The organism is Acinetobacter sp. ABJ_C1_1, from assembly GCF_044684115.1.
In the GTDB taxonomy this organism is placed as follows: domain Bacteria; phylum Pseudomonadota; class Gammaproteobacteria; order Pseudomonadales; family Moraxellaceae; genus Acinetobacter; species Acinetobacter nosocomialis_A.
On the sequence record NZ_JBITPU010000002.1, the window covers coordinates 209163 to 236047 of the forward strand.

Here is a 26885-nt window from a genome sequence, read left to right on the forward strand (position 1 = left end):
TGCAAAATTTTATTTTTTAAGGGGAAAGTAATGTTATATGTGATTCCGTTTATCATATTACTCGTGGTCGCCGTTGTTTTAAAAAAGCGTGAGAATGGCCAAAAACAAGAGACCACCTCCTCAAAAAGTATAAGTAAAAAAGCGGGTAAAAAAGCGAGTGCCAAGTCGAGTAAAAGCTCTCGCGAAAAAAGTAAAGCCAGTGTAGTTGAAGAAGTCGCTCCTGCTCTTCCACAAAGTAGTCCAGTACCAGAAGCTGTTCGTCAAAATATTCAACAACTCATTCAAGAAAAACAATTTTCTGCGGCCGAAGCTCAAGTCAATCAGGCACTAAAGAAAGACAATACCCAACACGAATTGTATTTATTACTTCTTGAAGTTCATATTGCTCAAAAAGATGAATTCGCGATTCAACAACTTATTAGCCACATTCGCAGCTTGGCATTAAATGAAATCGCAATTAAAGCAGAAGCAAGACAAAAAGAATATGAGTCTTCAAGACAACCTGATGCTATTGATTTTCCTCAGGCTCAAACATATGAAGAGCCAAAAAATACACCTGATACAACAGCTCAGTTTGACCAGTTAACAACAAGTTCTTCTGAAGCTTCTTTTGATGACTTGCAGAAAGACTATACACCGGTAAAACAAGAACCTGCTGTTGAAGTTGAACCGTTAGAATTTAACTTTTCATTCGAAAAAACTGCGGCTACAGAAAATACCAGCCAACCTGTACATGAAACAGAAGTATCAACGTCTCCGCAAGAACCAGAAGTATCGTCATCTAAGGAAACAAATGAGCTAGCTGATTTAGAGTTTTCTTTTGACTTGGCCCCTCAGCATGAAACTGAGGAAAAAACTCAAGCAGTAGAGGTAAAAGCAGATCAAGAGAGTAGCGTCAATGCATTAGATTTCAACCTTGACTTAAATCCTTCAAGTTCAGAGACGAAATCTGTTGAACAAGTTCCATCATTAGATGAACTTACACTCGTAGAACAAGCGCCATTAGAAGCGACTTCTATCGCACCGCTTGAGTTTTCGTTAGATGAGCCTGCCTTAGTTACAGCACCAGAGCTTGAAACTCAAAATTCCATAGATGTAGTCAATGAAGTAGTTACGCAAGCTCAAATAGAAGATCCACTTCTAGAATCTTTTCCAGAATTAAAACAAGTAAATGAAAATGAACTCGACTTAAAGTTGGCTGAGCAATACATCAAATTTGGAGCGAACCAAGCAGCGCGCAATTTACTACAGTCCGGTGAGCAAAAATTCAACACAGAACAACAACAACATGCGAAAAACCTACTTAATCGCATAGCTTCTTAGAACTGTTCGATTTACCATAAGCAGTCAGAGATGACTGCTTTTTTATGCCTGCAAAAATATGAAAAAAATAGCCTTATTTTATATGGGTGGTACTTTTGGTTGCATTGGTGAACCTTTAGCTCCGATGCCTTATGACCAATTCTTACCTCAACTTGAAAAAGTGATTCCCCCACACTTAACAGTCGACTGCTTCGCTGCACCTAATATTGTCGATAGCAGTGCATGTACGGCACCTGATTGGTTACGCCTCATTCAACGCATACAACAACTACAACTTGAAGGCTATCAACATTTCGTTGTTATTCACGGTACAGATACGCTCAGTTATGCGGCTGCAACCCTAGCCCGCTTTTTAGGCCAAAGCTGTCATATTGTGATTACTGGTAGCCAATACCCGTTACTCAATATTCAAGGTGATAATACTCGTGAATTTACTGATGCAATTGAGAACTTATATCTTGCATTAGAACAAGTGATTGCCCTACCTGTAGGTGCTTATCTTGCATTCCATCATCAAGTATTCCATGCACAAACTGCTTTAAAAACGCATACAACTGAACTCGATGCATTTTCAGGTTTAAGTAGTGAAGTTGAGTTTACGCCTCAGCAAAATGAATTGATCGTACAAGATGCTCAAATTGAAAAAGCTGCTTCATTCCAAATTTTAAACTGGATGATGCAACCGATTGCAACACAGCACTTGGTACAGCAATTACGTCACTTACTCCCTGCCCCACCACACTTTTTGGTGTTACAAGGCTTTGGTACAGGCAATATCGCAGTAAACCCTGAATTATTGGCAACCTTAGATGAACTGTATGCTCATGGTTGTGTTCCAATCTTGGCGACACAGGTGACCTTTGGCGGCATTGACCAACGTTATGCAATTAGTGCTTGGGCCAAAACTGCAAAAATTGTCATTAATGATGCGCATAGTCATGCAGATCTTTATGCAAAAGCACTTCAAATCTATTTAAAATACCCAACCCCAGAACAATGGCTCAGCCATTGGAATGAAAATTTGCATTAAATAGAGGTAAAGCTATGCAACGTTATGCGGTCGGTATTGAGTTTAGCGGAGTTCAATATCGAGGTTGGCAAACACAACAGCCAGGCGTTGCCAGCGTTCAGGAAACGATTGAGCGTGTACTCAGCAAAATCGCAGATGAGCCCATTGCACTTCACGGTGCGGGCCGTACTGATGCGGGAGTACATGCAACCAATATGGTGGCTCATTTCGATACGAATGCCATTCGTCCAGAGACTGGATGGTTAAGAGGAGCAAATAGCCAGTTACCTAAAGATATTTCCATTCAGTGGATTAAACTGATGGATGAAAGTTTTCATGCGCGCTTTAAGGCGACGGCTCGACGTTACCGCTATGTTATTTATAACGCTCCTTGTCGCCCAGCCCTCTTACATAAACAGGTCACGCACATTTACCAACAGCTAGATGTGCAAAAGATGATTAAAGCTGCCAGCAAATTTGAAGGTACGCATAACTTTGAAACCTTTCGCGCAGCAGCATGCCAGTCCAATAAGCCTGTACGACATGTGACGCATTGCCGTCTATTTGAGCATGGTCGCTACTTGGTCTTAGATATTCAAGCAGATGGTTTTTTACACCATATGGTACGTAATATTGTTGGATGCTTACTGGAAATTGGTCAAGGAATGTATGAAATAGACCATATCGATGCGATGTTTGCGGCACAAGATCGTAAAGCGGCAGGAGTCACTGCTCCACCTGACGGTCTCTACTTTATTCAATGTTATTATCCCGAGCAATTTGACTTACCACAGCCACCACTTGGACCACATTGGCTAAACCTACCTGAGTAGGCTTAACCAATTTTAGTATTTAACGGTGTTGTTTACGCTTACGGTACTCAACTGGTGTTTCATTGGTCCAGCGTTTAAACGCACGATAGAACGTACTTGGTTCAGAGAAACCCGTTAAATACACAATACGCTCTACGCTCTCACTGGTATTTGCCAAAAGTTTTTTAGCCAAACGACAACGGTAGTCAGAAAGTATTTGCTGAAAACTGGTATTCGCTTCACTTAACTGTGTCCGTAAACGGCGCGGTGTAATATTTAATTGTGCTGCTACGGTTTCTAGCGTAGTTTCTCCACTTTCAAGTGTCGAACCAATCGCACGGCGAACTTCACCTACTAAATCATAACGAGCCAGTTCTTGTAACTTTTCAATTGCGAGCTGCTCATGCAATTGCAATAGTTCAGGTTCTGCTTGCCAAAGTTGGAAGTCTAAAATGGCAGGGTCAAAATATAGCCTTGTTTCTTTTTGCCCTAAACTTACCGGACAGCCATAAACTCGGAAATATTCGTCCTCCGAAGCACCTTCACTAAAGTTAAAATCGATGAAGATAGGATGAAACTGCCCTTCGGTAATAAATTTGAAGAATCTGAGCACACCAGAAATCGCGCATTCTGAAAAATGACGATTCACAAGGTTGTCGGCCCCCACTTGCTCACCATTGGTCAAATAGCAACGTCCATCTTCAACCACCAGTTTTGCATCAAATGCATCACTAATTAGACGTTGGTAAGCCAAAGCTCGCTTAAGCCCTTCACCAAAGGTTTCACTACTAATGAATAAATGTTCAATCACCTGACCACGGTACAAAGGCAAATGCTCACCTAAATGCAAACCGATGTCTGGATCTTTACTGACTTCCTGAGCTGCAGTCCAAAAGGCATACTGTGCACTTAACGGAGTACGTGCATTAGTATCGACCTGATTTAAAGCGACTCCCGCTTTAGTTAATATTTCTTCTGTTGGCAATCCTGCACGACGAATTGCTTGATAGCCAAAACGTAATACAACTGATGCATCTGTTAGCTGACCCACGCAGTGCCCTTCCATGTAGATACTTCATTGATACTTAGGAGCTGTTGACTCTTTTTTCATGAACAGTCCCTAATAACTATGATTTTAGATTAGCGTTGATTGACCAAACTGACAACAGAATTAGAGTTGTTTTGTGAAAAAAATTGCATCTTTTTTTACTAGTCATAGTTTAACCAGATGCTTTAACAAGAAGATGTCTATCTTGTTTTTTTTAAATAAATTGACTATAATTTGCGCCTTTCCAATTTGATCATCAGGTAGGCTATGGCCAATAAAGAGGAACTCATTGAGTTCGAAGGCGTTGTCACCGAAACGCTTCCTAATACGATGTTCCGTGTACGTCTTGAAAACGGTCACGAAGTTATTGCACACATTTCTGGTAAAATGCGTAAACACTATATCCGTATTCTTACTGGCGACAGTGTAAAAGTCGAAATGACTCCATATGACTTAACTAAAGGTCGTATTACGTACCGTGCTCGCTAATTAGTGAATGCAAAAAAGCCACATCATGAAGTGGCTTTTTTATTGCGTTATTTATTCACTTAATCGACTGGTTTTACATCCGACTGTTTGGCATTCACGCAATCTTTCTTGCAGCCAATGGTTTCTTTCCTGCGTTGTCTGTAAACGACATTGCACGTCTACACTATTTCTATTTGAATCTGTACATTCCGCATCACGTTGACGTATCCAAGCAAGCTGAGACTTCTTAAGCGTATTTTTTTGCGCCGTATTCAATTTTGCTCTTAATGCCTGATAGTTTTTATTCAAGTCTGCATCAGCACTCGCATAGATTTTATTTGTACAGTAAATATCATCATAAGTATTACGAGTAGTGTCACAATTATCGGCATATACCGCTGTTACTCCAAAGCTGCATAAAAATGCTAAAAGTATTTTTTTCATCATGTTTTCCTTAAGTTTTTTGCAAAATAATTATAAAGCCTTTTGGATATGAGTATGAATCCCTAGATAAACTCATTCTCCATTTATCATAAACTTCCTTTTTTTCTTTACAAGCTAGGCAATCCAACCTACCGTTATCTAATAATAAATATAATGTGATAGAGAAAAATGAACATACAGACCTTATGTCGAATAAGCTTACTCTCAGTGATACTTATTCATCTTAACGGTTGTGCAACTACCCCACGCCAATCTGTCGACTTACAGGAATATTTAAAAGGCTTTCTGGGCAAATCGTCGACCGTCATTCAGCAAGAAATAAACTTGCGTGGTCTTGGATTTCAAATTGCTCATGTTCCACAAAAAACACCAAATCAACTCATCTACACAATTTTACGGCCATTAAGTATTCCCATTCCTATGGTGAGTAATGTAGAGATGGGTGGTAATCCAGTCCCTATTCAATCGGGGTCTTTAGGAAGCAATTCTTACGATGTTAATTTTAGTTGCAAAGTTATTTTTCAGCTTAAAAATGACATTGCTGAATCAATCCAATATCAGGGCAAAGCCTGTTAAAACCTTTCGACAATAAAAAACGCAGCGATTAAGCTGCGTTTTTTTAGTAAAGTAGCGATTAAGCAAGAGCAGCAACAACTGCTGCACCCATCTCGGCTGTACCTACTTTAGTCATGCCTTCAGACATAATATCGGCTGTACGGAAACCTTGATCAAGTACTTGTCCTACTGCATCTTCAATTGCTTTAGCAGCAGCTTCTTCACGGAAGGTATAACGAAGCATCATTGCAACAGAAAGAATGGTTGCTAATGGGTTTGCCACATTTTGACCTGCAATATCAGGCGCTGAACCATGACAAGGTTCATACATGCCTTTACCGCTTTCATCTAAAGAAGCTGATGGCAACATACCAATTGAGCCTGTAAGCATTGCTGCTTCGTCAGACAAGATATCGCCAAACAAGTTGCCTGTAACGATTACGTCAAACTGTTTAGGCGCACGTACAAGTTGCATTGCAGCATTGTCCACATACATATGTGAAAGCTGAATATTTGGATAGTTCGCTTGCTGTAAGTCAGTAACCGTTTGCTTCCAAAGCTCTGTCACTTCTAAAACGTTTGCTTTATCTACAGAACACACTTTACCGCCACGCAATCCTGCAAGTTCAAAAGCCACTTTTGCAATGCGTTTAATTTCACTTTCAGAATAAACGTCAGTGTTATAGCCTTGTTTTTCACCATTTTCGAGTTCACGAATACCACGTGGTTGACCAAAGTAGATACCACCAGTAAGTTCACGAACAATTAAAATATCTAAACCAGCAACAATCTCAGGCTTTAAGCTAGAAGCATCGGCTAATTGTGGGTATAAAATCGCTGGGCGCAAGTTAGCAAACAAGTTAAGTTCACTACGAATTTTTAAAAGACCACGTTCAGGGCGAATAGAGCGTTCAATAGTGTCCCATTTTGGTCCGCCAACGGCACCTAATAAAATGGCATCGGCTTTCTTTGCTTGCTCGCTTGTTACAGCTGGGTACGGTTCACCATGAGCATCAATCGCTGCGCCACCCAATAGGCCATGTTCCCAAGTCAACGACAAATTAAATTTTTCATTTACTTTATTTAATACTTTTTCTGCTGCCCCAACAATTTCAGGACCAATTCCATCACCAGCCAAAATTAAAATCTGTTTAGACATGAAGTTTTCCATTTTCAAAGACAAGACAGCGTTATGACTGTCGTGGTGTTAGTTTTTTCTGTTCGAGAAATTCACCGAGTCCTGTGGTTACATCAAATGGTCGACAAAAACGGCGAATTACACGCCCATCCTGCTCTAAGTCAACACATAATGGATCTGGTACAGAAACATTGAGCAAACTACCCGAACGGTTAGATTTGTCTCGGTACATTTTAAACATATAGCGATGATTAGCTTTGAATTGGTGAATAACATGGATCGTTTCTGCCCGATCTGGAGAAATCGGATAGTAACGAATCACCACTTCATATTGTTTCGCAGGCACAGATAGATACAAGCTATTGCTTTGACTCAACACCGAACCATTTAATCTTACAATTCCTTGATGAATTGCCTGATTACTAATTCTGCGTGTCTGTGCATCAACAACAGTAATATCATTTAGCCGTTCAAATTCGCAACTTTTTGCGCCCGAACAATATATTGCTGCATTTTGCCCCAAATGTTCTTGTTCAGCCTGCTTAATACGAACAGTATCCACTACATTATGAGTACTCTGACAAGCACTCAGTGTTATTGCGCACAGGCCCAACAAAAAGCTATGAGTAACGTTCCTCTTCATTGTTCAAGCCCAATCCTCATCTAGTGCATAATTTTAAGCTGTTGTTATGCTTTAGCATGTTAGCAAGAGTTTGAACACGACGCCATGACTATGTTTAAAATGTACCAAAAGGTTAATTTATCTCTTGGAATACCCAAGGACGAACCTGTTTAGTTTTTTCTTCATAAGCGCGAATTGCGTCCGCATTTTGAAGCGTTAAACCAATATCATCCAAGCCATTTAACAAGCAATGCTTACGAAATGGATCTACCTCGAATTTAAACGCTTCGCCGGTTGGCGTGCGAACTTCTTGTGCAGCTAAATCAATAGTTAATTGATATCCTTCATTTGCAGCACACTCTTTAAATAACTGATCAACAATATTCTCAGGCAAAATGACTGGTAACATGCCGTTTTTAAAACAGTTATTAAAGAAAATATCAGCAAAGCTTGGTGCAATAACGGTACGGAAACCATATTCATTTAATGCCCAAGGTGCATGCTCACGGCTTGAACCACAACCAAAGTTCGTACGAGCAATTAAAACTGTTGCTCCCTGATAACGTGGCTGATTCAAAACAAAGTCCGGATTTTTTGGACGTACCGAGTTATCTTGACCTGGATAGCCTTCATCTAAATAACGAAGTTCATCAAATAAGTTGTCGCCAAACCCAGTACGTTTAATCGATTTTAAAAACTGTTTTGGAATAATTAAATCTGTATCGACATTGGCACGATCTAATGGTGCAACGATACCTTGTTCAACTGTATAAGCTTTCATGGTTTGCTCCAGACCGAATTAAAATGAACGAACGTCAACAAAATGACCTGCGATTGCAGCAGCAGCTGCCATTGCCGGACTGACCAAGTGAGTACGACCACCATTACCCTGACGACCTTCAAAGTTACGGTTCGAGGTTGATGCACAGTGTTCACCCGGTTGTAACTTGTCTGCGTTCATTGCTAAACACATTGAACAACCCGGTTCACGCCATTCAAAGCCAGCTTCCAAGAAAATTTTATCCAAACCTTCTTTTTCTGCTTGCTGCTTAACTAAACCAGAACCCGGAACAATCATGGCTTGCTTAATGCTAGATGCCACTTTACGGCCTTTAACTACTTCAGCAGCAGCACGAATATCTTCAATACGTGAATTAGTGCAAGAACCAATAAACACACGATCAAGTTGAATATCACCCAATGCTTGACCTGCATTTAAACCCATATATTGATACGCACGCGTCCAGTCACTACGTTGTACGTCATCTTTGGCTTGTTCTAAGGTTGGTACAGCTTTCGACACTGGAATCACCATCTCAGGTGAAGTTCCCCAAGACACTTGTGGTTCAATCTCTGCACCATTTAATTCAACAACTGCATCAAAAACAGCATCATCGTCTGAATGTAAAGTGTTCCAGTAAGCAACCGCTTGTTCCCACTGCTCACCTTTTGGTGCGTAGCTACGGCCTTTTACGTATTCGATAGTCTTATCATCAACTGCAACCATACCCACACGAGCACCCGCTTCAATCGCCATGTTACATACCGTCATACGTCCTTCAATCGACATATCACGGAAAACTTGGCCACCGAACTCAATTGCGTAACCCGTACCACCTGCAGTACCGATTTTACCGATAATCGCCAATACGACATCTTTTGGTGTTACGCCCTTACCTAAAACGCCATCAACACGAACCAACATATTTTTTGATTTTTTCTGAATCAAACATTGTGTCGCTAAAACATGTTCAACTTCAGATGTCCCGATACCATGCGCCAAACAACCAAAAGCACCGTGAGTTGCTGTATGCGAGTCACCGCATACCACAGTCATACCTGGTAATGTTAAACCTTGTTCAGGACCAACAACATGCACAATACCTTGGCGAATGTCATTAATACCAAACTCAACAATATTAAAAGCCTTACAGTTATCATCTAAGGTTTGAACTTGAATACGAGACGTATCATCTTCAATACCTGCAATGCCCTGATCTCGCTCTTTTTTAGAAGTCGGAACGTTATGGTCTGGTGTAGCAACGTTTGCGCTTAAACGCCACGGTTGACGACCCGCGAGTTGCAAACCTTCAAATGCTTGTGGACTTGTTACTTCATGCAATAAATGACGGTCGATATAAAGTAAGCACGAACCATCATCACGCTCTGTAACTACGTGGTCATCCCACAATTTGTCATATAAAGTTTTGCCTGCCATGTCGTCTTGCTCCATTGGACTGGGTAATTCTAATCTTTCTTCGATTATAGCCAGAGTTTCACATAAATCTAATTTATCATTTTTATAAATTAGAAAACTTTTAGGAATCATTCCCGTATTTATTAATATCACGCAAAATATATGAATCGGATTTGTTAATGATTATCATTTGCATAATCCATTTTTAATCTTATACTCTCATCTCTATACTAAAAATATCAAAGATAGGTAGAGAGAATGATGATGGCTAATATTCAAAAATTCGTTGTAAAAAATCAACGTACATTAAAGAAAACCTTAAGTTACTACATTATGCATATTACGGTAGCAATGCTAGTCGCGTACTTTGTAACAGGTAACATCTGGATGGCTTTAACCTTAAGTATGTTAGAACCAACAGTACAAGCATTTGCATTTTTCTTTCATGAAAAAGTATGGGCAGCAAAAGACCGTCGTATTTCAGCCTTAAACGAAAAAGAGACAACTGCTTAGGTTAAGATTAATACGCCAAATCACAAGTTTATAGAACGTTTAGCTGCAAGCATGATACGATTTTGGCTTGGTGACTTTAGCCTCTCTCGATTTTTCTATTCCAAGTAGAGTTGTATTATGAATCTTGCAGCCTTTGAAGCTTTTGTAAAAGTTATGGAAACAGGGTCTATCTCTGTGGCTGCAGATCAACTCTTTATTACCCAACCTGCTGTCACCAAACGTATTCATAGTCTCGAAGAATACTTCGGCGTAAAGTTATTTGAGTCGGCAGGACGTGGGGTTCAAGCGACTCATGCTGCCCATTCATTATTACCAAAAGTCAAAAACTGGTTAAATGAACTTAAAGATATTCACCACACGCTAAGTCATGAACAGACGCAAATACAAGGCCGTTTAAAAATCGGGACGAGTCATCACATCGGGCTGCATCACTTGCCTGCTCCACTTAAGCATTTTGTTCAGCAGTTTCCACAAGTCACGCTAGACGTGCATTTTGTTGACTCAGAACAAGCGCATGAACAGGTCCTTGCTGGTGATTTAGAGCTTGCATTTTTAACGCTTCCACCTTCAGGTGATGAACGTCTTAACTACATTACCATCTGGAATGATCCTTTAGTTTTTGTAGCTGCTCCATTTCATCCATTGGCTCAAAAAAAGAATTTGACCTTACAAGACTTAATCGAATACCCAAGCTTATTGCCTGCCGCACAAACTTATACAGCTCAAATCACTTTGGCCGAGTTTGAAAAACAAGGACTTAAACCAAAAATCACCATGAGTAATAATCCACTAGAGTCTATTCGTATGTTGGTTTCTATTGGTTTAGGTTGGTCAGTACTACCAAAAACTTTGTTGAATCAAGATATGCAGCAGCTTGATTTAGATGTCGAGATGAACCGCCAATTAGGTATGGTATGGCACCCTGCACGTACACAATCTAGAGCCATGCAAGAGTTGATTAAAATGATGCAGGAATAACGCTATTAATGACTATATTTTCTAAGAAGAATATAAATCAGAACAGCGAAAGGTAGTAGTAAAAACAGAACGCCCCAACTGAAACATATAGCAGCGAAAATAATTCCGCCAAATGCACTCATACACAGTAAAGCAATGATATAAATAAACAATTCACCAAAAATAGCGGTAATGAGCTGATCTATAAATTCTTCAAAGAAATTATTGCTGCTTTCATTTTTAGTACGTCTGTTTTTAGCCATGCTACTTTAATTAATAAAGTTATATATTGATTAGAAATGATACTGTAAATATATACCCTTTACTCTACTATCATTATACTTTTCACTTAAGATTCATGATCGTGAAGAATCAATATTCAAAGATAATTAAAATCGGTTTATACGGCTTCATAACTTTAGCTGTCTTAGTTCTAGTTACATTTATTTGGTTTAAACCGATACGTGTTGTTTTCGGCCATCACCTGTCATTGTTACATTGTGATGGTCATGTCTGTGTAGATGATCCAAAGACAGAGCCTCTTGCAAAGACACTTTATAATCAGGCATTAAAAGAGACCCAAAATAAAGTAGGTGCTTTTCATCAACAACCCACTATGGTTTTTTGCTCAACTCCACAATGTGCAAATACCTTTGGTATGGAAAAAGCAGCCGCGAAAGCAGTTGGTAATTTGGGGTTATTGGTTGCACCGCGTGGCTGGAAAGATTTCTACATCACCCATGAACTTATTCATCACCGACAAGCCGAAGAATGGGGAAATATCGCAATGCTGACTAAACCTAAATGGCTAGTAGAAGGCATGGCTTATAGTTTAAGTGATGACCCACGCCCTACGTTATCGGAGCCCTTTCAGCAATGGCGGGCTCAATTTAAGCTTTGGCATCAACAAAACCCTGACCCAAATATTTGGTATACCACAGGCAAAGTTAAGTAATTTATTAAAGCGCATCCTCTCCAGCGAGTTGAATCTTACTATCAGCAATTTCATTCATAAATTGCTGATAGTCGTTTAGATTGCGCTCTGCATATTCTTCTGCATACGTTTGTAATACATCTACAATCGTATCGCTCTCTCCAAGATATCCCATAAGTACATCTGCATTTCCAGATTTTGCATGGGCATGCGCTAAAGCCAAGCCACAATCTTCAGCATACTTATAGAAATACTGCTCATCCATATCATTAAGATTAAAAGAGATTTTCATATCACGTAACTGACGGACATGAAAATGTTGATTCGATATTGAAGAAAACCCAAGAAATATATCACTTGCGGCCTGCATCAGTTGCTGGCCATGTATCACACGTTCCCCTTCGTGATTTACTTTTTCTACAAATAACGGACTAAGAATTGATGGATTCGCTTCTTTCATTTGTAAAATTAACGGTTCCCGATCTGCATCTTGAAATAATGCTATGGCTGATCGTGTACCAACACTTCCAATACCCACCACTTTAAAAGCCACATCTGTACATTGATAACGATCAAAAAGGACTTGGCGATCATATTTCAAAGAATCACGGTATTGTTGAAAGAATACATCAACATCTTTACTAAATGCTTCATCTGCACTTGGATGCCATAATAACGGCGCATCATCTACAAAATGACGCAAGCCTGTAACTTGGTCTTGCTGTGTAAGCTTTGGCAAAACAGAATACACCGTTTTTTTCTGTGCCGAATCAATATCCTTTTCGCTTTTCTTTCTAAGTTTTCGGCATTCAGTATTTTCTAATAAGGTAATGGCATCAATTTTTTCATACCAAACTTGTAGTGGCGAAAGTTTTGAATTTTCTAATAAGTGTTGGCGGTAACTATTCAGCATTATTTTAATTGCTCTTAAGCCCACTTTATCTGCAAGATTAATATCATGTGCCGCAATCACAAAACTGGTTGTTAAACGCTTTACGTCCCATTCAAACGGGGCAACTAAAGTTTCATCAAAATCATTAATTCCAAATAACAGGTTACGTTCTGGACTTGCAAAACCACCAAAATTACTTAAATGACAATCACCACAAATTTGTTGAAATAAACCTGTATTTACCTGCTCCCATGCTTGGTCAAATAGCATCAAAGAAGGCATGCCACGATAAAATGTAAATGGTGAAATACTCATCCGTTTTGCACGAATCGGTTTGAGTTTTTCTAACCGTCTTTGATTACTCCAATCATAGATCGTTAAAGCAGTTGTACCTTGTGGTCGTTCAGAAAGCTTTGACAACTGTTCACGTGGTACTTTTTTACGTTGAGCTTTACCTAATTTAAAGCCTTCACTTTTACTCAGTAATTTTCCCTGATAGCGATGGCGTGTTAAATCAATACTTTGATCATTCCAAAGTTGTTTTGGTAATTTAATCTGTGGTGTTTTTGACATTGATTACCTCATTTTTAAAATTTATTTTTATTGAACTTATCAATATTTATTTTTGGATTAGGATTTTCAAGAAATATAAAAATGATTTTAAATATAATGATTTAAGAATTGGAAGACCTTAACTGCCACATAGCTCTTCCAACTCGATCATCCTAAATCGACCAGTCCTGAATTTCCCAGTTGTGCTCTTGAGCTAACTTTTCAAGACGGTCATCAGGATTTACCGCAATCGCATGCGTTGCATATTCAAGTAAAAAACGGTCATTGATTGAATCTGAATACGCCCAAGACTCTGATACACTGCGTCCAGCTAACCAGTCATCAAGACGTGCAAGTTTACCTTTTTGATAACATGCCAAGCCCGTAACTTTACCGGTATATTTGCCGTCAGCCACTTCGGCATTGGTCGCTAAAATTTCAGTAATACCAAATTCACGGAAAATTGGCGCGGTAATAAAATCACTCGTTGCCGTAATACCCACAATAGTATGACCTAAGTCTTGATGTTTCTTAATCGCATCGAAGCCTTTAGGGCGCATTTGTGGACGAATCACTTTTTGCATGAACAATTGGTGAAGCTCTGTTAAGTAGTTATTGTCATGCTTTGTTAAGAAACCGAAAACGAATTCATTATAAGCATATGGGTCAAGTTGGCCTGCTTTGTAATCTTCATAAAATTTATCATTCATCTGACGATGATGAACCGGATCAACCAAACCTTCGTTGACTAAAAATTCACCCCACGAGTGGTCTGAATCGGTATTTAACAAGGTATGGTCTAAATCAAACAACGCCAGTTTCATGAAAATTCTCGTTTAAACTGAAATTTAAGAAAAAAAATGTAAATCTATCTCCGCTAGTCGATAGAAATTCGTTAAGATCGTAGCAATTTAAACATTTTACTTTGATCTTTTCGAGCTGGACATAAAAAAGTGTTTGTCCCCGCGATTAAAGTCAACGATATAGATAAATATTTAGGTAGCCAAATGATCGACTCAGAAGGTTTCCGACCCAATGTCGGGATCATTTTGGCAAACGATGATGGACAGGTTTTATGGGCAAAGCGCATTGGTCACAATGCTTGGCAATTTCCACAAGGAGGCATCCAGTTTGGAGAAACCCCTGAACAGGCACTTTTTCGAGAACTGAGAGAAGAAATCGGCTTATTGCCCGAACATGTCCAGATTATTGCGCAAACCAAGGGATGGCTGCGTTATCGTTTGCCACATCGGTACATTCGGTCAGACTCTGACCCCGTATGTATCGGACAGAAACAAAAATGGTTTTTACTGAAGTTAACTGCGCCTGCAAAAAATATTCAGTTAAACCTCTCTGACCCGCCCGAATTCGACGAATGGCAGTGGGTTAGCTATTGGTATCCTCTTGGTCAAGTGGTGAACTTCAAGCGTGATGTTTACCGGAAAGCCATGGTGGAGTTGTGTACACAGTTGCCGTTGCAACAATTACCCTAAAAATCATTTATCTAGCAAATGATTTTTATTAAAAGTGCTGTTATAAATACATTCATAGTCTAAAAAATACTGGAGTATACATCCATGTCAAACATGCAACTCGACACTCTAAGACGCATTGTCCAAGAGATTAATGCGTCCGTGAGTTTGCATGAATCGTTAGACATTATGGTCAATCAGGTTGCTGAGGCCATGAAAGTGGATGTTTGCTCTATTTATTTACTCGATGAACGCAACCAGCGTTATGTCTTGATGGCCTCAAAAGGCTTAAATCCAGAATCAGTTGGTCATGTCTCATTGCAGTTAGGTGAAGGCTTGGTCGGTCTGGTTGGGCAACGTGAAGAAATTGTTAACCTTGACAATGCACCAAAGCATGAGCGCTTCTTGTATTTACCTGAAACGGGCGAAGAAATTTATAACTCATTCCTCGGCGTACCTGTCATGTACCGTCGTAAGGTTATGGGCGTTTTAGTTGTCCAAAATAGACTTCCTCAAGACTTTAGCGAAGCAGCCGAATCCTTTTTAGTTACGCTCTGCGCTCAACTTTCTGGGGTAATTGCACATGCTCACGCGGTTGGCAATATCGATGTATTTCGTAAGCCAAGCAATGGGCCTGCCTATAAAACCTTCCAAGGTGCTTCAGGTGCAGGCGGTGTTGCTTTAGGTCGCGCTATTATTTTATATCCACCTGCCGATTTGGGTGCAGTGCCTGACCGTGAAGCAGAAGATATTAGCCATGAACTTCGTCTTCTAGATCAAGCGATCTCATCAGTTCGTTCAGAGATTCGTTCTTTAGATGAAAAAATGCATGATTCACTCATGGCAGAAGAACGCGCTTTATTTAGCGTTTTCTTAAGAATGCTAGATGAAAATGCATTACCTGCAGAAATTAAAGATCTGATTCGTGATGGTCATTGGGCACAAGGTGCTGTTCGCCGTGTCATTGAAAAACACACTGCCCTATTTGCGCAAATGGAAGATGACTATCTTCGCGAACGAGTTTCCGACCTTAAAGATTTAGGACGGCGTATTTTAGCTTCTTTGCAAGAAGAAGATTCAAGCCACCGTGAACTCAGCCCAGACAGTATTTTAATTGGTGAAGAAATTAGTACTGCTGCGCTCGTGGAATTACCGGTCGATAATATTGCAGCCATTGTAACCTCAGAAGGTGCTGCTAACTCGCATATGGTAATTGTGGCACGTGCATTGGGTATTCCAACAGTAGTTGGTGTAACTGAGCTACCTGTTAACACGCTTGATGATGCAGAAATGATTGTGGATGCGTATCAGGGCCGTGTTTTTGTAAACCCTCCACGTCGTTTACGTCAACGCTATAAAGAAATTCAAAAAGAAGATGAGCAAATCGCAAAAGATCTCAAACAATACGAGACCAAAGAAGCGATTACTCCAGATGGAGTTTCTGTCCAACTTTTTGTAAATACAGGCCTCATGATTGATGTTGTTCGCGGCGTACAACGCGGCGCGCAAGGTGTTGGCTTATATCGAAGTGAAATTCCATTCATGTTACGGGAGCGTTTCCCGGGTGAAGAAGAACAACGTGCAATCTACCGCCAACAGTTGAGTCACTTTGCCAATAAACCAGTGGTCATGCGAACTCTCGATATTGGTGCCGATAAAGACTTGCCATACTTCAGTATTGAAGAAGAAAACTCGGCGTTAGGATGGCGTGGTATTCGTTTTACACTCGATCATCCAGAGATTTTCTCGGCGCAAATTCGTGCAATGCTTAAAGCAAGTATTGGCTTAAATAATTTACATATTCTCTTGCCAATGGTAACGACAGTAAGTGAAGTCGAAGAAGTGCTTTATTTACTTGAGCGTGACTGGATAGCTGTACAAGAAGAAGAGCAAGTTAAAATTACTAAACCAAAAATCGGGATTATGGTGGAGGTACCAAGTGTACTGCTACAAATTGATGAGTTTGCAGAGCTTGTCGATTTCTTCTCTGTTGGTTCAAATGATTTAACTCAATACTTGCTTGCAGTGGACCGTAATAACCCGCATGTGGCCAGTGTATATTCACACTTCCATCCATCCATTTTGCGTGCCTTGACCCGACTGGTGAAAGAGTGTCACAAATACCAAAAACCGGTAAGTATTTGTGGTGAGATGGCGGGTGACCCATTATCCGCAATCTTACTGATGGCAATGGGCTTTAATACCCTTTCTATGAGTTCAAGCAACATCTTACGTGTGCGTAAAGCAATTTGTCATGTACCAATGACAGATGCCCAAAAGTTACTTGATGATGTCATGAAAATGAATAACCCGCTTATTGTAAAAAGCTGGCTTGAGTACTACTTTAAAACGCATGGTTTAGCCGATATGGTTAAATCTAACCGTCTTGTCACCGTATAAATACTTTAAAAGGAGAGTTTTAACTCTCCTTTTTTATTGAACTATTTTTTAGATTTTCTCTTTTATTTTCAGATTCACATTTACCGTACTCAACAATTTACTTCACCGTTAAAATCGGTTTTATCTATTAATGTGGCCAATTTAATCCATTTGAAAAATAAACAATCAGATTCTAGTATATTTAAAGAACGAAATTGAAAGATATTGCGATGTTTCAATGATTAAGGAGCTCATGCCGTGCATCATTATTTGCAAAAGTCGAACCATTTTCCCTCTTGTTTTTTAGCCTTCATGCAGTAAATTGGAGGAATAATAAACAAAGGAAACTCATGTATTGTTGAGTAAAAATGATGAGCTGACATAACAGTGAAAAATTTTAAAACGGTTTATCTCACCACTTGTTCTCTCATTCCTTTATTCGATATGCATCATTTTTTTAACCCAGAAGTCCAGGAAAATGAGCCTTCGGTTCCATTAAGAGCTCAAATAAATATTACCCAGAGAGAATATAATCATGTCAAACGAATCAAAATGTCCTTTTTCAGGTCATAACTCAAAACCGCAAGTCACAGTCGGTGGTGGCACGACTAATTTGCACTGGTGGCCAAATCAATTACGCGTTGACTTGCTCAATCAACACTCGGAACGCTCTAACCCACTTGGTAAAGATTTTAATTACCGCGAAGAATTTAAAAAAATTGACTACTACGCGCTCAAAGCCGATATCAAAAATGTATTAACCGATTCTCAAGATTGGTGGCCAGCCGATTGGGGAAGTTACACAGGTTTATTTATTCGTTTAGCATGGCATGCTGCCGGTACTTATCGTATGGGTGATGGCCGTGGTGGCGCGGGTCGTGGTCAACAACGTTTTGCCCCTTTAAATAGCTGGCCTGACAATGCAAGTTTAGATAAAGCACGTCGTTTATTATGGCCAGTTAAACAAAAATACGGTCAAAAAATATCATGGGCAGATTTATTTATTCTTGCCGGAAACATTGCACTTGAGTCTTCTGGCTTCCGTACCTTTGGTTTTGGTGCAGGCCGTGAAGATGTATGGGAACCAGACAACGATGTAAACTGGGGTGATGAAAAAGAATGGTTAGCTCATCGTAACTCTGAAGCATTGGCAGGCAGTAACCTTGCTGCAACCGAAATGGGTCTAATTTATGTAAACCCTGAAGGTCCAGAAGCCAGTGGTGACCCAAGATCAGCTGCACCGTTTATTCGTGCGACTTTTGGCAACATGGCAATGGATGATGAAGAAATTGTTGCTTTGATTGCAGGCGGTCATACTTTAGGTAAAACTCATGGTGCAGCCTCTGCTGACCATGTTCATGCTGATCCAGAAGGAGCACCAATTGAGCAAATGGGCTTTGGCTGGTCAAATAGCTTTGGTACAGGTGTTGGTAAAGATGCGATTACTTCAGGTTTAGAAGTGATTTGGTCACAAACTCCAACACAATGGAGCAATCACTTCTTTGAAAACCTATTCAAATACGAGTGGGTACAAGAGCGTTCACCTGCTGGTGCAATTCAATGGGTAGCAGCAGATGCTGAGGCAATCATTCCTGATCCTTTCGACCCATCAGTTAAACGTAAGCCAACAATGCTGACAACAGATTTGACCTTACGTTTTGACCCTGAATTTGAAAAGATCTCTCGTCGCTTCCATGACGACCCTCAAGCATTTGCAAATGCTTTTGCTCGCGCATGGTTCAAATTAACTCATCGTGATATGGGTCCAAAAGCGCGTTATTTAGGTCCCGAAGTCCCTGCTGAAGATTTAATTTGGCAAGACCCATTACCTGCTGCCAGTGCTATTCCATCTGCTGCAAGCATTGCTGATGCAAAAGCAAAAATCGCTGCATTAGGATTATCTGCTGGTGAGTTAGTTTCTCTTGGTTGGGCATCAGCATCAACATTCCGTGGTGGAGACAAACGCGGTGGTGCAAACGGTGCACGTATTGCTTTAGCTCCTCAACGTGGTTGGGAAGTCAACAAAAAAGCTGTTGAGACTTTAACTAAAATTGAAGAACTCAAACCATCAACTCAATTGTCATTGGCTGACTTAATTGTGCTTGCAGGTAACGTTGGTGTAGAGCAAGCTGCTCAAGCGGCAGGTTTTAACGTTAGCGTTCCATTTGCTCCTGGTCGCGTTGATGCATTACAAAGTCAAACCGATATCGAAACTTTCCAATTACTACTCGGCGCTGCTGATGGCTTTAGAAACTGGAAGAAAGAAGGTATTAACACACCAGCTGAAATCTTATTGATTGATAAAGCCCAACAACTGACTTTGACTGCACCAGAGTTAACTGCATTAATTGGTGGTTTACGTGTACTGGGCACCAATTGGGATGGATCACAACATGGTGTATTCACTCAGCAAGTTGGTGTACTCAGCACAGATTTCTTTATGAACTTACTCGACATGTCGAATGTATGGGCACCTGTTGATTCAACAAGTGAAGTATTTGAAGGCAAAGACCGTAAGACAGGTGCAGTCAAATTTACTGCGACACGTAATGATTTAGTCTTTGGTTCGAACTCAATCTTACGTGCATTAGCAGAAGTTTATGCTCAAACCGACGGTAAAGAAAAATTTGTTCAAGACTTTGTTGCAGCATGGACAAAAGTTATGAACCTTGACCGTTTTGACTTAGCTTAATTTTAGTCAAAATAATAAAAAGCCAGTTCAAATTGAACTGGCTTTTTTAATATAAAAAATAATAGCGTTTTAGACAGTCAATTTATGCCCTTCTCGAATGCAATAAAAAGGATTAGCAAGTTTTGATGATGCTTTAATCGCTTGAGCTAACGCATGTTCAGGATCTTCCCGATCTTCATCTGTTAACTGAAAAGTTCGATAGTGAATCGCAACAGACCGATGCGCTTGTAAATCTAAATGTGCATGCACTGCATCTTGAGGATTCATATGAACATAGCTCATTAGTTTACGAGGTTCATAAGCTCCGATTGGAAGTAAGGCAACACGCGGTGCGCCATAACGTGCATATATCTGTTTGAAGTGCCCTGCATAGCCAGTGTCACCAGCAAAAAAACAATGTCCTGTTTTTGCCAAAACCGAAAAGCCGCCCCAAAGTGCTTTATTTTGGTCACGTAAGCCCCGCCCCGAACCGTGTTGAGCAGGTGTATAAACAATTCTTAACTCGTGATAAGGAATTTCCTGCCACCAATCCATTTCAATGACATGGAACTCTTTAGGCAAGTAGAACCCATTGCCAAGCCCTGTATAAATTGGCATAGCGAATTTTTTATGTAGCCACTCAAGCGTTGCTAAATCCATATGATCATAATGATTATGGCTCAGTAGAACCCCATGAATGGTTGGCAACTGTTCCAATGCAAAACCTGCTGGGCATACACGGCGCGGACCACGGCCATGCAGTGGACTCGCATAATCACACCAGACTGGGTCAGTAATAAAGTTATATGGACCAATTTGAATGAGTACAGTGGCATGACCTACAAACCAAACTTGCCAATCATCTAAGTCTGCATGAGGACGATTCTGCGGCAAAGCAATTGGCGTATTAACGCGTACCTCATACTCATTCTGAATATCGACGTTCCATGTATAAGATTCACGAGTCACTAACCAACGCAATAATTCTTTCGATCCTCGTGCAGGCGATCTAGGCTGCTGATTATAAAAGCGTGTGTCTTTTTCATGGCCCAATTCAGGATGACAAAAAGGCGGTTTTATCCATGTATGCGTCCAACAGGACTGAGTCGGCAATTGATAAGTTAATGTCGGCTTGTCTTTCATGGGCTTATTCTACGGTTGTAGCATCAGGAGGATGAATCATTCAGTTTTCTATCTTAGCGATTTAAATAAATTAAGCTATGACACTTACACTTATTTATCATATAAATATCCCTTTATTTTGTCGCCGCCGACATACATCAATCTAAAGTGCCACAAAAAAATGTTTAGATGTGTTGAGTTTGTGATTCGTTACTTACAGTTCTTATTAAAAGCTACTGTATAACATAACAATAGTATATAATAGGTAACCTATAACTCAGGGATGAACTACTTCTATCTTAGTTAATCCATTATTTTTAAAGTTGCTTAAATTCATCAAATTTTAATGAACATAAATAAAATGAGAAAAACTGAAAAAATATAGAAATATAAGCATGATACATTTACTAAAAAAATACTCTAGACACATTTTTTGTTCGAAAAATCAGAGCCTCAACAATTGAATTAATTATTCTTTTTTCATAATATGAGAAAACTTTAAGTGATTTCCTAAAACTAATTAAAATTTATTACTAAAATTTAAAATAAATTTGATTGTGAAGGTAGATTAATATATTTTATAAATTAATAATTAAAAAATTTTTCATATTAAATTAATAATGATTTATAAATTTTCATTTATTTTATAAATATCTAAACCACCTTCACGCTATATAGTTTTATGCTTTATACTTTACTTAAATCATAGTAAGACATTTTTTGGATTAGTCTTATGGAATTACGCCATCTTCGATATTTCATCACTGTTGCTGAAGAATTAAATTTTAGTAAGGCCGCTCTCAAACTCTATACTGCTCAACCCTCTCTTAGTCAACAAATTAAAGATTTAGAAGAAGATGTCGGGGTACGGCTTTTAAACCGCACAAAACGTAAGGTCGAGTTAACAGAAGAAGGTGAAGTATTTTTAGAGCATGCTCGTTTAACGCTTGCTCAAGCAGATAAAGCAGTAGCAATGGCACGCCAAGTCTCAAAGGCGAAACAGCAATTATTACGTATTGGTTTCGTCCCCATTGCAGAAATGAAAATTTTCCCATATGTACTTCCAAATCTACGCTTACAACATCCTGACCTTACCATCGAGTTATCAAGTTTAAACAATACAGAGCAACTCAAAGCTCTAAAAAGAGGTGAGCTTGATATCACGTTTACCCGTGAAAATACTGAAACTGATGAAATACAAAGCCAATTTGTTTTAACAGAACCTTTAATTTTTTTATTACCAAGAAATCACCCGCTCGCCAAATACGAACGTATTCCAGTAAAAGCACTGCATGGTATTGATTTTATTATTCCTGCTGCTGAACAATCTAACACTCTACACAATACGATTTTGGAATTTACGAAAACCAATGGTGTTGACCTCAATATAGTACAAAAGGCCGATAGTATTTTACTCAATATTAATTCTATTGGTTCAGGTCTAGGTTGTACGATTTTACCAGCCTATGTCGCACCTTTAGGTGTTTCTAATACTGTAGTTCGACCTTTAGATGTTGAATTACCATCTTTAGATTTATTTGTGAGTTATCGTAAAAATACAGAGTCTGTAGGTGTTAAAAAGTTTATTGATCAACTCAATAAAGTATTCCATCTCGACAAAAATCTAGATTAAGCACTATCGAGTAAATATATCTTTATTATTAAATAATAAATGGTCTAAAGAATCTAAATTAAAGTATGAAGTAAATTAAATTGAAATTTATTTGATACTTTTTATCGATTAATTAATTTGCAATAAGTTTTCTTATATTTTAGATTATCAATAAATATTAAAATAAAAAAGATAATCTAAGGTATAAAGCATATATAAAACTTAATGTTAAATTAACCAAACAGTAAAAAATAATATATTTACTATAAGCGTAAGGAGCGTTGATTAAATGGTAGGACTATTACAGCACTTAGGACGTAGTATACAAAACCGCCCTCACTTCTTTATTGCTTTATTCGTTGGTTTTATTGCCGCGGGCTTACTGACATGGTTCACTTCATGGAAATGGTCTACCATTTTATTGGCAAGTTGGAATGGTGCCATCAGTTTGTATTTACTCCATGTTTGGAAACTGATGAAAAGTGCCGATCATTCACAAATGCAACAGCAAGCGAAAAAACAAGACGAAAGTAAATGGGTCATTATGCTTATTGTTTTACTTGCAATTTCTATGTGTCTGGTTGCTATTTTAGTACAGCTATCTCAACTGCCCTCTGACCATTATGCAAAATTAGGACATGTCGCTTTAGCTTTGCTCACCATTGTTTCAGCATGGCTTTTTATGCATACCGTTTTTGCTCTACATTATGCTCACGATTTTTATATGGCTTTGTCCAGAAATGAAGAAAATGGTGGACTAGAGTTTCCGGGAACCAAAAATCCAACGTATCCCGACTTTTTGTATTTTAGTTATATTATTGGTACCTCAGCTCAAACAGCAGATGTATCGGTCACCACCAGACATATGCGTTTGCTCAACTTATTTCATATCGTACTCGCATTTGGCTTTAACACGACCATTTTGGCGATTTGTATTAACGTGGCTGCGGGCTTTCTTACCAATTAAAATCATTTGAAATTAAAAAGTCACCCATTTGGGTGACTTTCAGCAACATAGCTTTACGCCAAATCGCCCATACTGCTTTGCTTTAAGCCTTCGCGTTGTTTGATCGTTTCAACATAACGGGTAATAGCAGGATGTGATTCAATCGCATTCATTTTTAATTGCCATAACAGCATTGCACCGACACTTACATCTGCTGCGGTGAACTGTTCACCACATAAATATGGATTTGCTTCACTTAATCCTTGAACCAAAGCTTGGTAAGCATCGTTGTAATCACCATAACCCACAAACATTTTTTGCTCAGGAGTTACTTGTATTCCTAAAGCTTTATCGACGCCAGCTGCTTCCCAAGGGCCTGCCATCATAAACAACCAGCGATAGTACAAACCACGCTTTGGATCATTCAAGGCTGGTGCTAAACCTTTGTCACTAAACTTGTCCGCTAAATATGCACAAATTGCCCCTAACTCATAAATAACGACATCGCCATCTACCAATACAGGTACTTTTCCAAAAGGATTAAGTTTTAAATATTCTGGTGATTTCATCTCAGTTCGGTATGCGACCTCAATACGCTCACATTCAACACCAAGCTCGACTAAAAGCCAGTCGATAACTACACCACGCGATTCTTTGTTAGTATAAAGTTTAAGGCTCATTTTTATGGCTCCTTGTTTATCGTGGTTCTAGTCTACAAGTATCTTTTGTCAGTTTTTGTCAGTAGTCCTTTGCGATTCTTGTGCCCACCACTGCTGGAACAGTTGCTGTTTAAATGATGGATATAACTCTTGGGTTAAACTCAAATGTTGAATACGATCCATTCTAAAATGCCGAAAGTCCTGTCTTAGTTCACACCATGCAGCCAACACAATTTTGTCATTAAAATATCCCAAGGCAAAAGGCCACAAAGTTCGAACGCTACTTCGCTGTTGTTCATCATGATAATGCATCGAAATTTTGACTTGCTGCCGAATGGCTAAACGTATCTGTTCGACTTGTTTTTCATTTACAGGTAGCCATGTGTTAAATGCTCTTAAAGTCGTTTGCTGTAATAAATATTGACGATGCTCAGGCAAAACAGAATTTAATTTAGCTAAGATCGATGTAGATGCCGATTGTAAAGATTGATCAGGCACACTCTTCAACCAATACAACGCCAAAAAAATAGCTTCAACTTCATTTTCATTGAGCGTCATTGGTGGCAATACAATATCTTCTTTAAGCTGAAACCCTAAACCTGCTGATGCATCGATTCTCACACCTTGGGCACGTAGACTATCAATATCACGGTAAATACTACGAACACTAATTCCCATGCGTTCAGCCAAGACTTGGGCAGTAACTGGATAACGGAATTCACGAAGTTGTTGTAAAAGATTTAACAAACGAATAGAACGGCTCATTTTTCTCGTCTTATTGTTATTGGACATACAATAAGAGGGAATAAATTCCCCCTTCTTATATCATTCTAAATTACGCTACATCTGCTTTAGATAACTTTGCGTACTCTCTTAAAAAGTTATGCAACTCAGGTACATCTTTAGCAATCGTTAAAGGCTGGAACTGTTGTAGAACTTCGATCGAATGCACACCATAGCCAACACCAATACGTGGCATACCTAAACGCTGTGCCATCTCAAGGTCATAGCTACTATCGCCAATCATGACAGCACGCTCGACACTTACTCCAGTTACAGTCAATATTTCTTGTAACATGAGTGGATCTGGTTTTGAACGAGTTTCATTGGCTGCGCGAGTAACATCAAACAGATGAGTACTCTGTGTTTTTGCAATCACACGGTCTAACCCACGGCGGTTTTTACCTGTCGCTACAGCAAGTTTTAAACCTTGGGCTTTTAAATCATGGAGTAGTTCAGAAATACCATCAAACCATGCATCATTTGTCGAGTTGGCAATATAGTGATCGCCATATGCTTTTAAAATCGATTCATGTAGCTCTGGTGTTTCCGGAAATAAAGTTTGCATCACTTCCGGTAAACCTAAACCAATAATACTTTTTGCAGCTTCATCAGTCAGAGTTAACTCATGCTGCTCTGCCGCATGCTGTAAACTTGCAACAATCTGACCAACAGAATTATATAAAGTACCATCCCAGTCAAAAATCACTAATTCGGTTTTCAGACTCATTTTGCTACTCTCAAAGCCTCTAATAACTGGGTCATGTCTTCTGGTAAAGGTGCTTCGATAGTCGGATAACCCGGAATATCTAAACGCATCGCATGTAAACACAAACGGCGTGCTTCAGGACCCGCATAAGCAGTGTTGTGTCCATATTTATCATCACCCACCAATGGATGTCCAATACTTAAACCATGTACACGAATTTGATGAGTACGGCCTGATAGAGGTGAAGCATGTACCAACGTGGCATTTTTAAAGTGTTCTGCAACTACCCATTCAGTTTTACTTGGCTTACCTTCTTTAGATACACGTACACGACGCTCGCCATTTGGTAACTCGTAACGGAATAAAGGCGCATCAATGAGTTGTTTATCAAGGCTCACCTGACCTTTTACAATGGCTGCATAAGTCTTACGAATTTTATGTTCACGCAACATATCTTGTAGTAACTTTAAAGTGCTACGCTTTTTACTAATCATGACCAGACCAGATGTGTCACGGTCAATACGGTGAATCAATTCTAAATATTTTTTACCTGTCGCCGCACGCAGTGCCTCAATCAAACCATATGCCACACCGCTACCGCCATGTACGGCAATACCTGATGGCTTATTTACAACTAATAGTCCTTCATCTTCGTAAACCACACGGCTTAATAAACCTTGAGCCACACTGTCGCTTACAGGAACAGCAGTTTCATCTTTTTGTTCATAGCGAATAGGAGCAACACGAATCTGATCCCCAATTGCAAGTTTGGTCTCGGCTTTAATACGTTTTTTATTTACGCGAACCTGACCTTCACGAATCAAACGATAAATTCGACTCTTTGGTACACCCTTCAAACGTGAAAACAGGAAATTATCGATTCGTTGTCCTGCTTGATGCTCATCCACCTCAAACCAAGTGACACTTTGCCATTGCTGTGTAGAATTCATACTAATATTTAAACCTGAAATTTTACGAAATTTGATTAATAAATGACCGATTAGCTTAGTTTTTTCACAAGAAATCTAAGCTTAGCCCATAGGCAGATGCTGCAAGGTTTGATATAGTCAG

Annotated in this window: 27 protein-coding genes; 13 read left to right on the forward strand and 14 right to left on the reverse strand. The window is 39.3% G+C overall.

Features of this window, described 5'->3' with window-relative positions; genetic code table 11:
• Window positions 1-30: 30 nt before the first annotated feature.
• The 3 genes from ACG59Z_RS05135 to truA are packed head-to-tail and all read left to right on the forward strand — an operon-like array spanning window position 31 to window position 3165.
• Window positions 31-1323, forward strand: a complete 1293-nt coding sequence (locus tag ACG59Z_RS05135) for a hypothetical protein (RefSeq protein WP_400198183.1) — start codon at window positions 31-33, stop codon at window positions 1321-1323.
• 58 nt (window positions 1324-1381) lie between these two features.
• Window positions 1382-2353, forward strand: a complete 972-nt coding sequence (locus ACG59Z_RS05140; RefSeq protein ID WP_019458031.1) for an asparaginase — start codon at window positions 1382-1384, stop codon at window positions 2351-2353.
• Window positions 2354-2367: 14 nt separating this feature from the next.
• Window positions 2368-3165 (forward strand): tRNA pseudouridine(38-40) synthase TruA, encoded by a 798-nt coding sequence (truA, locus tag ACG59Z_RS05145; RefSeq protein ID WP_400198186.1) that lies wholly within the window; start codon window positions 2368-2370, stop codon window positions 3163-3165.
• A 19-nt stretch (window positions 3166-3184) separates the two neighbouring features.
• Here truA and ACG59Z_RS05150 read toward each other — a convergent pair whose 3' ends face one another.
• Window positions 3185-4195, reverse strand: a complete 1011-nt coding sequence (locus tag ACG59Z_RS05150) for an AraC family transcriptional regulator (protein WP_004710706.1) — start codon at window positions 4193-4195, stop codon at window positions 3185-3187.
• A gap of 264 nt (window positions 4196-4459) precedes the next feature.
• Here ACG59Z_RS05150 and infA point away from each other — a divergent pair, with 264 nt between their 5' ends.
• The gene (gene infA, locus ACG59Z_RS05155; RefSeq protein ID WP_001284370.1) at window positions 4460-4681 is read left to right on the forward strand and encodes a translation initiation factor IF-1; all 222 of its coding nucleotides are present in this window, start codon (window positions 4460-4462) and stop codon (window positions 4679-4681) included.
• A gap of 51 nt (window positions 4682-4732) precedes the next feature.
• On the opposite strand, the gene ACG59Z_RS05160 is transcribed toward infA, so the two are convergent.
• Window positions 4733-5107 (reverse strand): lysozyme inhibitor LprI family protein, encoded by a 375-nt coding sequence (locus tag ACG59Z_RS05160; RefSeq protein WP_086495926.1) that lies wholly within the window; start codon window positions 5105-5107, stop codon window positions 4733-4735.
• 165 nt (window positions 5108-5272) lie between these two features.
• On the opposite strand from ACG59Z_RS05160, the gene ACG59Z_RS05165 reads away from it, so the two are divergent.
• Entirely contained in the window at window positions 5273-5680 is a 408-nt protein-coding gene (locus ACG59Z_RS05165; RefSeq protein WP_400198189.1) for a hypothetical protein, read from the forward strand.
• 58 nt (window positions 5681-5738) lie between these two features.
• Here ACG59Z_RS05165 and leuB read toward each other — a convergent pair whose 3' ends face one another.
• From leuB to leuC, 4 genes are all read right to left on the reverse strand, one after another.
• A complete protein-coding gene (leuB, locus tag ACG59Z_RS05170; protein WP_077164956.1) occupies window positions 5739-6818 on the reverse strand; it encodes a 3-isopropylmalate dehydrogenase in 1080 nt (359 codons plus the stop codon).
• A gap of 31 nt (window positions 6819-6849) precedes the next feature.
• On the reverse strand, window positions 6850-7440 hold the full coding sequence (locus ACG59Z_RS05175) for a hypothetical protein (RefSeq protein ID WP_086495924.1): 591 nt from the start codon (window positions 7438-7440) through the stop codon (window positions 6850-6852).
• 112 nt (window positions 7441-7552) lie between these two features.
• A complete protein-coding gene (gene leuD, locus ACG59Z_RS05180; protein WP_086495923.1) occupies window positions 7553-8200 on the reverse strand; it encodes a 3-isopropylmalate dehydratase small subunit in 648 nt (215 codons plus the stop codon).
• Window positions 8201-8218: 18 nt separating this feature from the next.
• Window positions 8219-9637, reverse strand: coding sequence for a 3-isopropylmalate dehydratase large subunit (gene leuC / locus ACG59Z_RS05185; RefSeq protein ID WP_213033544.1), 1419 nt, complete (start codon window positions 9635-9637; stop codon window positions 8219-8221).
• Between the two features lie 237 nt (window positions 9638-9874).
• Between leuC and ACG59Z_RS05190 the strand changes: the two genes are divergently transcribed.
• Complete coding sequence (locus ACG59Z_RS05190) at window positions 9875-10129, forward strand: DUF2061 domain-containing protein (RefSeq protein ID WP_200000243.1); 255 nt, start codon at window positions 9875-9877, stop codon at window positions 10127-10129.
• 117 nt (window positions 10130-10246) lie between these two features.
• On the forward strand, window positions 10247-11107 hold the full coding sequence (locus ACG59Z_RS05195; protein WP_077162796.1) for a LysR family transcriptional regulator: 861 nt from the start codon (window positions 10247-10249) through the stop codon (window positions 11105-11107).
• A gap of 5 nt (window positions 11108-11112) precedes the next feature.
• Here ACG59Z_RS05195 and ACG59Z_RS05200 read toward each other — a convergent pair whose 3' ends face one another.
• Window positions 11113-11349: a hypothetical protein gene (locus tag ACG59Z_RS05200; RefSeq protein WP_400198195.1), complete on the reverse strand. Its 237-nt coding sequence runs from the start codon at window positions 11347-11349 to the stop codon at window positions 11113-11115.
• 95 nt (window positions 11350-11444) lie between these two features.
• Between ACG59Z_RS05200 and ACG59Z_RS05205 the strand changes: the two genes are divergently transcribed.
• Complete coding sequence (locus ACG59Z_RS05205) at window positions 11445-12041, forward strand: hypothetical protein (protein ID WP_400198196.1); 597 nt, start codon at window positions 11445-11447, stop codon at window positions 12039-12041.
• Between the two features lie 4 nt (window positions 12042-12045).
• Here ACG59Z_RS05205 and ACG59Z_RS05210 read toward each other — a convergent pair whose 3' ends face one another.
• Both ACG59Z_RS05210 and ACG59Z_RS05215 read right to left on the reverse strand, forming a co-directional pair.
• Window positions 12046-13485: a DUF2252 domain-containing protein gene (locus ACG59Z_RS05210; protein ID WP_400198198.1), complete on the reverse strand. Its 1440-nt coding sequence runs from the start codon at window positions 13483-13485 to the stop codon at window positions 12046-12048.
• 152 nt (window positions 13486-13637) lie between these two features.
• Window positions 13638-14288, reverse strand: a complete 651-nt coding sequence (locus ACG59Z_RS05215; RefSeq protein ID WP_400198199.1) for an HAD family hydrolase — start codon at window positions 14286-14288, stop codon at window positions 13638-13640.
• Window positions 14289-14471: 183 nt separating this feature from the next.
• Between ACG59Z_RS05215 and ACG59Z_RS05220 the strand changes: the two genes are divergently transcribed.
• From ACG59Z_RS05220 to katG, 3 genes are all read left to right on the forward strand, one after another.
• Window positions 14472-14957, forward strand: coding sequence for an RNA pyrophosphohydrolase (locus tag ACG59Z_RS05220; protein ID WP_019458019.1), 486 nt, complete (start codon window positions 14472-14474; stop codon window positions 14955-14957).
• Between the two features lie 84 nt (window positions 14958-15041).
• On the forward strand, window positions 15042-17336 hold the full coding sequence (gene ptsP, locus ACG59Z_RS05225; protein ID WP_263612849.1) for a phosphoenolpyruvate--protein phosphotransferase: 2295 nt from the start codon (window positions 15042-15044) through the stop codon (window positions 17334-17336).
• Between the two features lie 514 nt (window positions 17337-17850).
• Window positions 17851-20007, forward strand: coding sequence for a catalase/peroxidase HPI (gene katG / locus ACG59Z_RS05230; protein WP_400198202.1), 2157 nt, complete (start codon window positions 17851-17853; stop codon window positions 20005-20007).
• 69 nt (window positions 20008-20076) lie between these two features.
• Here katG and ACG59Z_RS05235 read toward each other — a convergent pair whose 3' ends face one another.
• On the reverse strand, window positions 20077-21129 hold the full coding sequence (locus ACG59Z_RS05235; RefSeq protein WP_396519804.1) for an MBL fold metallo-hydrolase: 1053 nt from the start codon (window positions 21127-21129) through the stop codon (window positions 20077-20079).
• A gap of 712 nt (window positions 21130-21841) precedes the next feature.
• On the opposite strand from ACG59Z_RS05235, the gene hcaR reads away from it, so the two are divergent.
• Together hcaR and ACG59Z_RS05245 are read left to right on the forward strand one after the other, a co-directional pair.
• On the forward strand, window positions 21842-22741 hold the full coding sequence (gene hcaR / locus ACG59Z_RS05240; protein ID WP_400198205.1) for a DNA-binding transcriptional regulator HcaR: 900 nt from the start codon (window positions 21842-21844) through the stop codon (window positions 22739-22741).
• Between the two features lie 268 nt (window positions 22742-23009).
• On the forward strand, window positions 23010-23687 hold the full coding sequence (locus ACG59Z_RS05245) for a DUF1345 domain-containing protein (RefSeq protein WP_263612845.1): 678 nt from the start codon (window positions 23010-23012) through the stop codon (window positions 23685-23687).
• A gap of 53 nt (window positions 23688-23740) precedes the next feature.
• Here ACG59Z_RS05245 and ACG59Z_RS05250 read toward each other — a convergent pair whose 3' ends face one another.
• From ACG59Z_RS05250 to ACG59Z_RS05265, 4 genes are all read right to left on the reverse strand, one after another.
• A complete protein-coding gene (locus ACG59Z_RS05250) occupies window positions 23741-24346 on the reverse strand; it encodes a glutathione S-transferase family protein (protein WP_212511965.1) in 606 nt (201 codons plus the stop codon).
• Between the two features lie 48 nt (window positions 24347-24394).
• Complete coding sequence (locus tag ACG59Z_RS05255; protein ID WP_264463736.1) at window positions 24395-25090, reverse strand: YafY family protein; 696 nt, start codon at window positions 25088-25090, stop codon at window positions 24395-24397.
• 70 nt (window positions 25091-25160) lie between these two features.
• Complete coding sequence (locus ACG59Z_RS05260; RefSeq protein WP_400198210.1) at window positions 25161-25835, reverse strand: HAD-IA family hydrolase; 675 nt, start codon at window positions 25833-25835, stop codon at window positions 25161-25163.
• The gene (locus ACG59Z_RS05265) at window positions 25832-26764 is read right to left on the reverse strand and encodes an RluA family pseudouridine synthase (RefSeq protein WP_400198212.1); all 933 of its coding nucleotides are present in this window, start codon (window positions 26762-26764) and stop codon (window positions 25832-25834) included. The genes ACG59Z_RS05260 and ACG59Z_RS05265 overlap by 4 nt, the downstream gene beginning before the upstream one ends.
• Between the last annotated feature and the right edge of the window lie 121 nt (window positions 26765-26885).

Bases quoted from the DNA above. Each gene is read 5' to 3' on its own strand.
- ACG59Z_RS05135 (WP_400198183.1), top strand. From the start codon at position 31: ATGTTATATGTGATTCCGTTTATCATATTACTCGTGGTCGCCGTTGTT.
- ACG59Z_RS05140 (WP_019458031.1), top strand. From the start codon at position 1,382: ATGAAAAAAATAGCCTTATTTTATATGGGTGGTACTTTTGGTTGCATT.
- truA (WP_400198186.1), top strand. From the start codon at position 2,368: ATGCAACGTTATGCGGTCGGTATTGAGTTTAGCGGAGTTCAATATCGA.
- infA (WP_001284370.1), top strand. From the start codon at position 4,460: ATGGCCAATAAAGAGGAACTCATTGAGTTCGAAGGCGTTGTCACCGAA.
- ACG59Z_RS05160 (WP_086495926.1), bottom strand. From the start codon at position 5,107: ATGATGAAAAAAATACTTTTAGCATTTTTATGCAGCTTTGGAGTAACA.
- ACG59Z_RS05165 (WP_400198189.1), top strand. From the start codon at position 5,273: ATGAACATACAGACCTTATGTCGAATAAGCTTACTCTCAGTGATACTT.
- leuB (WP_077164956.1), bottom strand. From the start codon at position 6,818: ATGTCTAAACAGATTTTAATTTTGGCTGGTGATGGAATTGGTCCTGAA.
- ACG59Z_RS05175 (WP_086495924.1), bottom strand. From the start codon at position 7,440: ATGAAGAGGAACGTTACTCATAGCTTTTTGTTGGGCCTGTGCGCAATA.
- leuD (WP_086495923.1), bottom strand. From the start codon at position 8,200: ATGAAAGCTTATACAGTTGAACAAGGTATCGTTGCACCATTAGATCGT.
- leuC (WP_213033544.1), bottom strand. From the start codon at position 9,637: ATGGCAGGCAAAACTTTATATGACAAATTGTGGGATGACCACGTAGTT.
- ACG59Z_RS05190 (WP_200000243.1), top strand. From the start codon at position 9,875: ATGATGATGGCTAATATTCAAAAATTCGTTGTAAAAAATCAACGTACA.
- ACG59Z_RS05195 (WP_077162796.1), top strand. From the start codon at position 10,247: ATGAATCTTGCAGCCTTTGAAGCTTTTGTAAAAGTTATGGAAACAGGG.
- ACG59Z_RS05200 (WP_400198195.1), bottom strand. From the start codon at position 11,349: ATGGCTAAAAACAGACGTACTAAAAATGAAAGCAGCAATAATTTCTTT.
- ACG59Z_RS05205 (WP_400198196.1), top strand. From the start codon at position 11,445: ATGATCGTGAAGAATCAATATTCAAAGATAATTAAAATCGGTTTATAC.
- ACG59Z_RS05210 (WP_400198198.1), bottom strand. From the start codon at position 13,485: ATGTCAAAAACACCACAGATTAAATTACCAAAACAACTTTGGAATGAT.
- ACG59Z_RS05215 (WP_400198199.1), bottom strand. From the start codon at position 14,288: ATGAAACTGGCGTTGTTTGATTTAGACCATACCTTGTTAAATACCGAT.
- ACG59Z_RS05220 (WP_019458019.1), top strand. From the start codon at position 14,472: ATGATCGACTCAGAAGGTTTCCGACCCAATGTCGGGATCATTTTGGCA.
- ptsP (WP_263612849.1), top strand. From the start codon at position 15,042: ATGTCAAACATGCAACTCGACACTCTAAGACGCATTGTCCAAGAGATT.
- katG (WP_400198202.1), top strand. From the start codon at position 17,851: ATGTCAAACGAATCAAAATGTCCTTTTTCAGGTCATAACTCAAAACCG.
- ACG59Z_RS05235 (WP_396519804.1), bottom strand. From the start codon at position 21,129: ATGAAAGACAAGCCGACATTAACTTATCAATTGCCGACTCAGTCCTGT.
- hcaR (WP_400198205.1), top strand. From the start codon at position 21,842: ATGGAATTACGCCATCTTCGATATTTCATCACTGTTGCTGAAGAATTA.
- ACG59Z_RS05245 (WP_263612845.1), top strand. From the start codon at position 23,010: ATGGTAGGACTATTACAGCACTTAGGACGTAGTATACAAAACCGCCCT.
- ACG59Z_RS05250 (WP_212511965.1), bottom strand. From the start codon at position 24,346: ATGAGCCTTAAACTTTATACTAACAAAGAATCGCGTGGTGTAGTTATC.
- ACG59Z_RS05255 (WP_264463736.1), bottom strand. From the start codon at position 25,090: ATGAGCCGTTCTATTCGTTTGTTAAATCTTTTACAACAACTTCGTGAA.
- ACG59Z_RS05260 (WP_400198210.1), bottom strand. From the start codon at position 25,835: ATGAGTCTGAAAACCGAATTAGTGATTTTTGACTGGGATGGTACTTTA.
- ACG59Z_RS05265 (WP_400198212.1), bottom strand. From the start codon at position 26,764: ATGAATTCTACACAGCAATGGCAAAGTGTCACTTGGTTTGAGGTGGAT.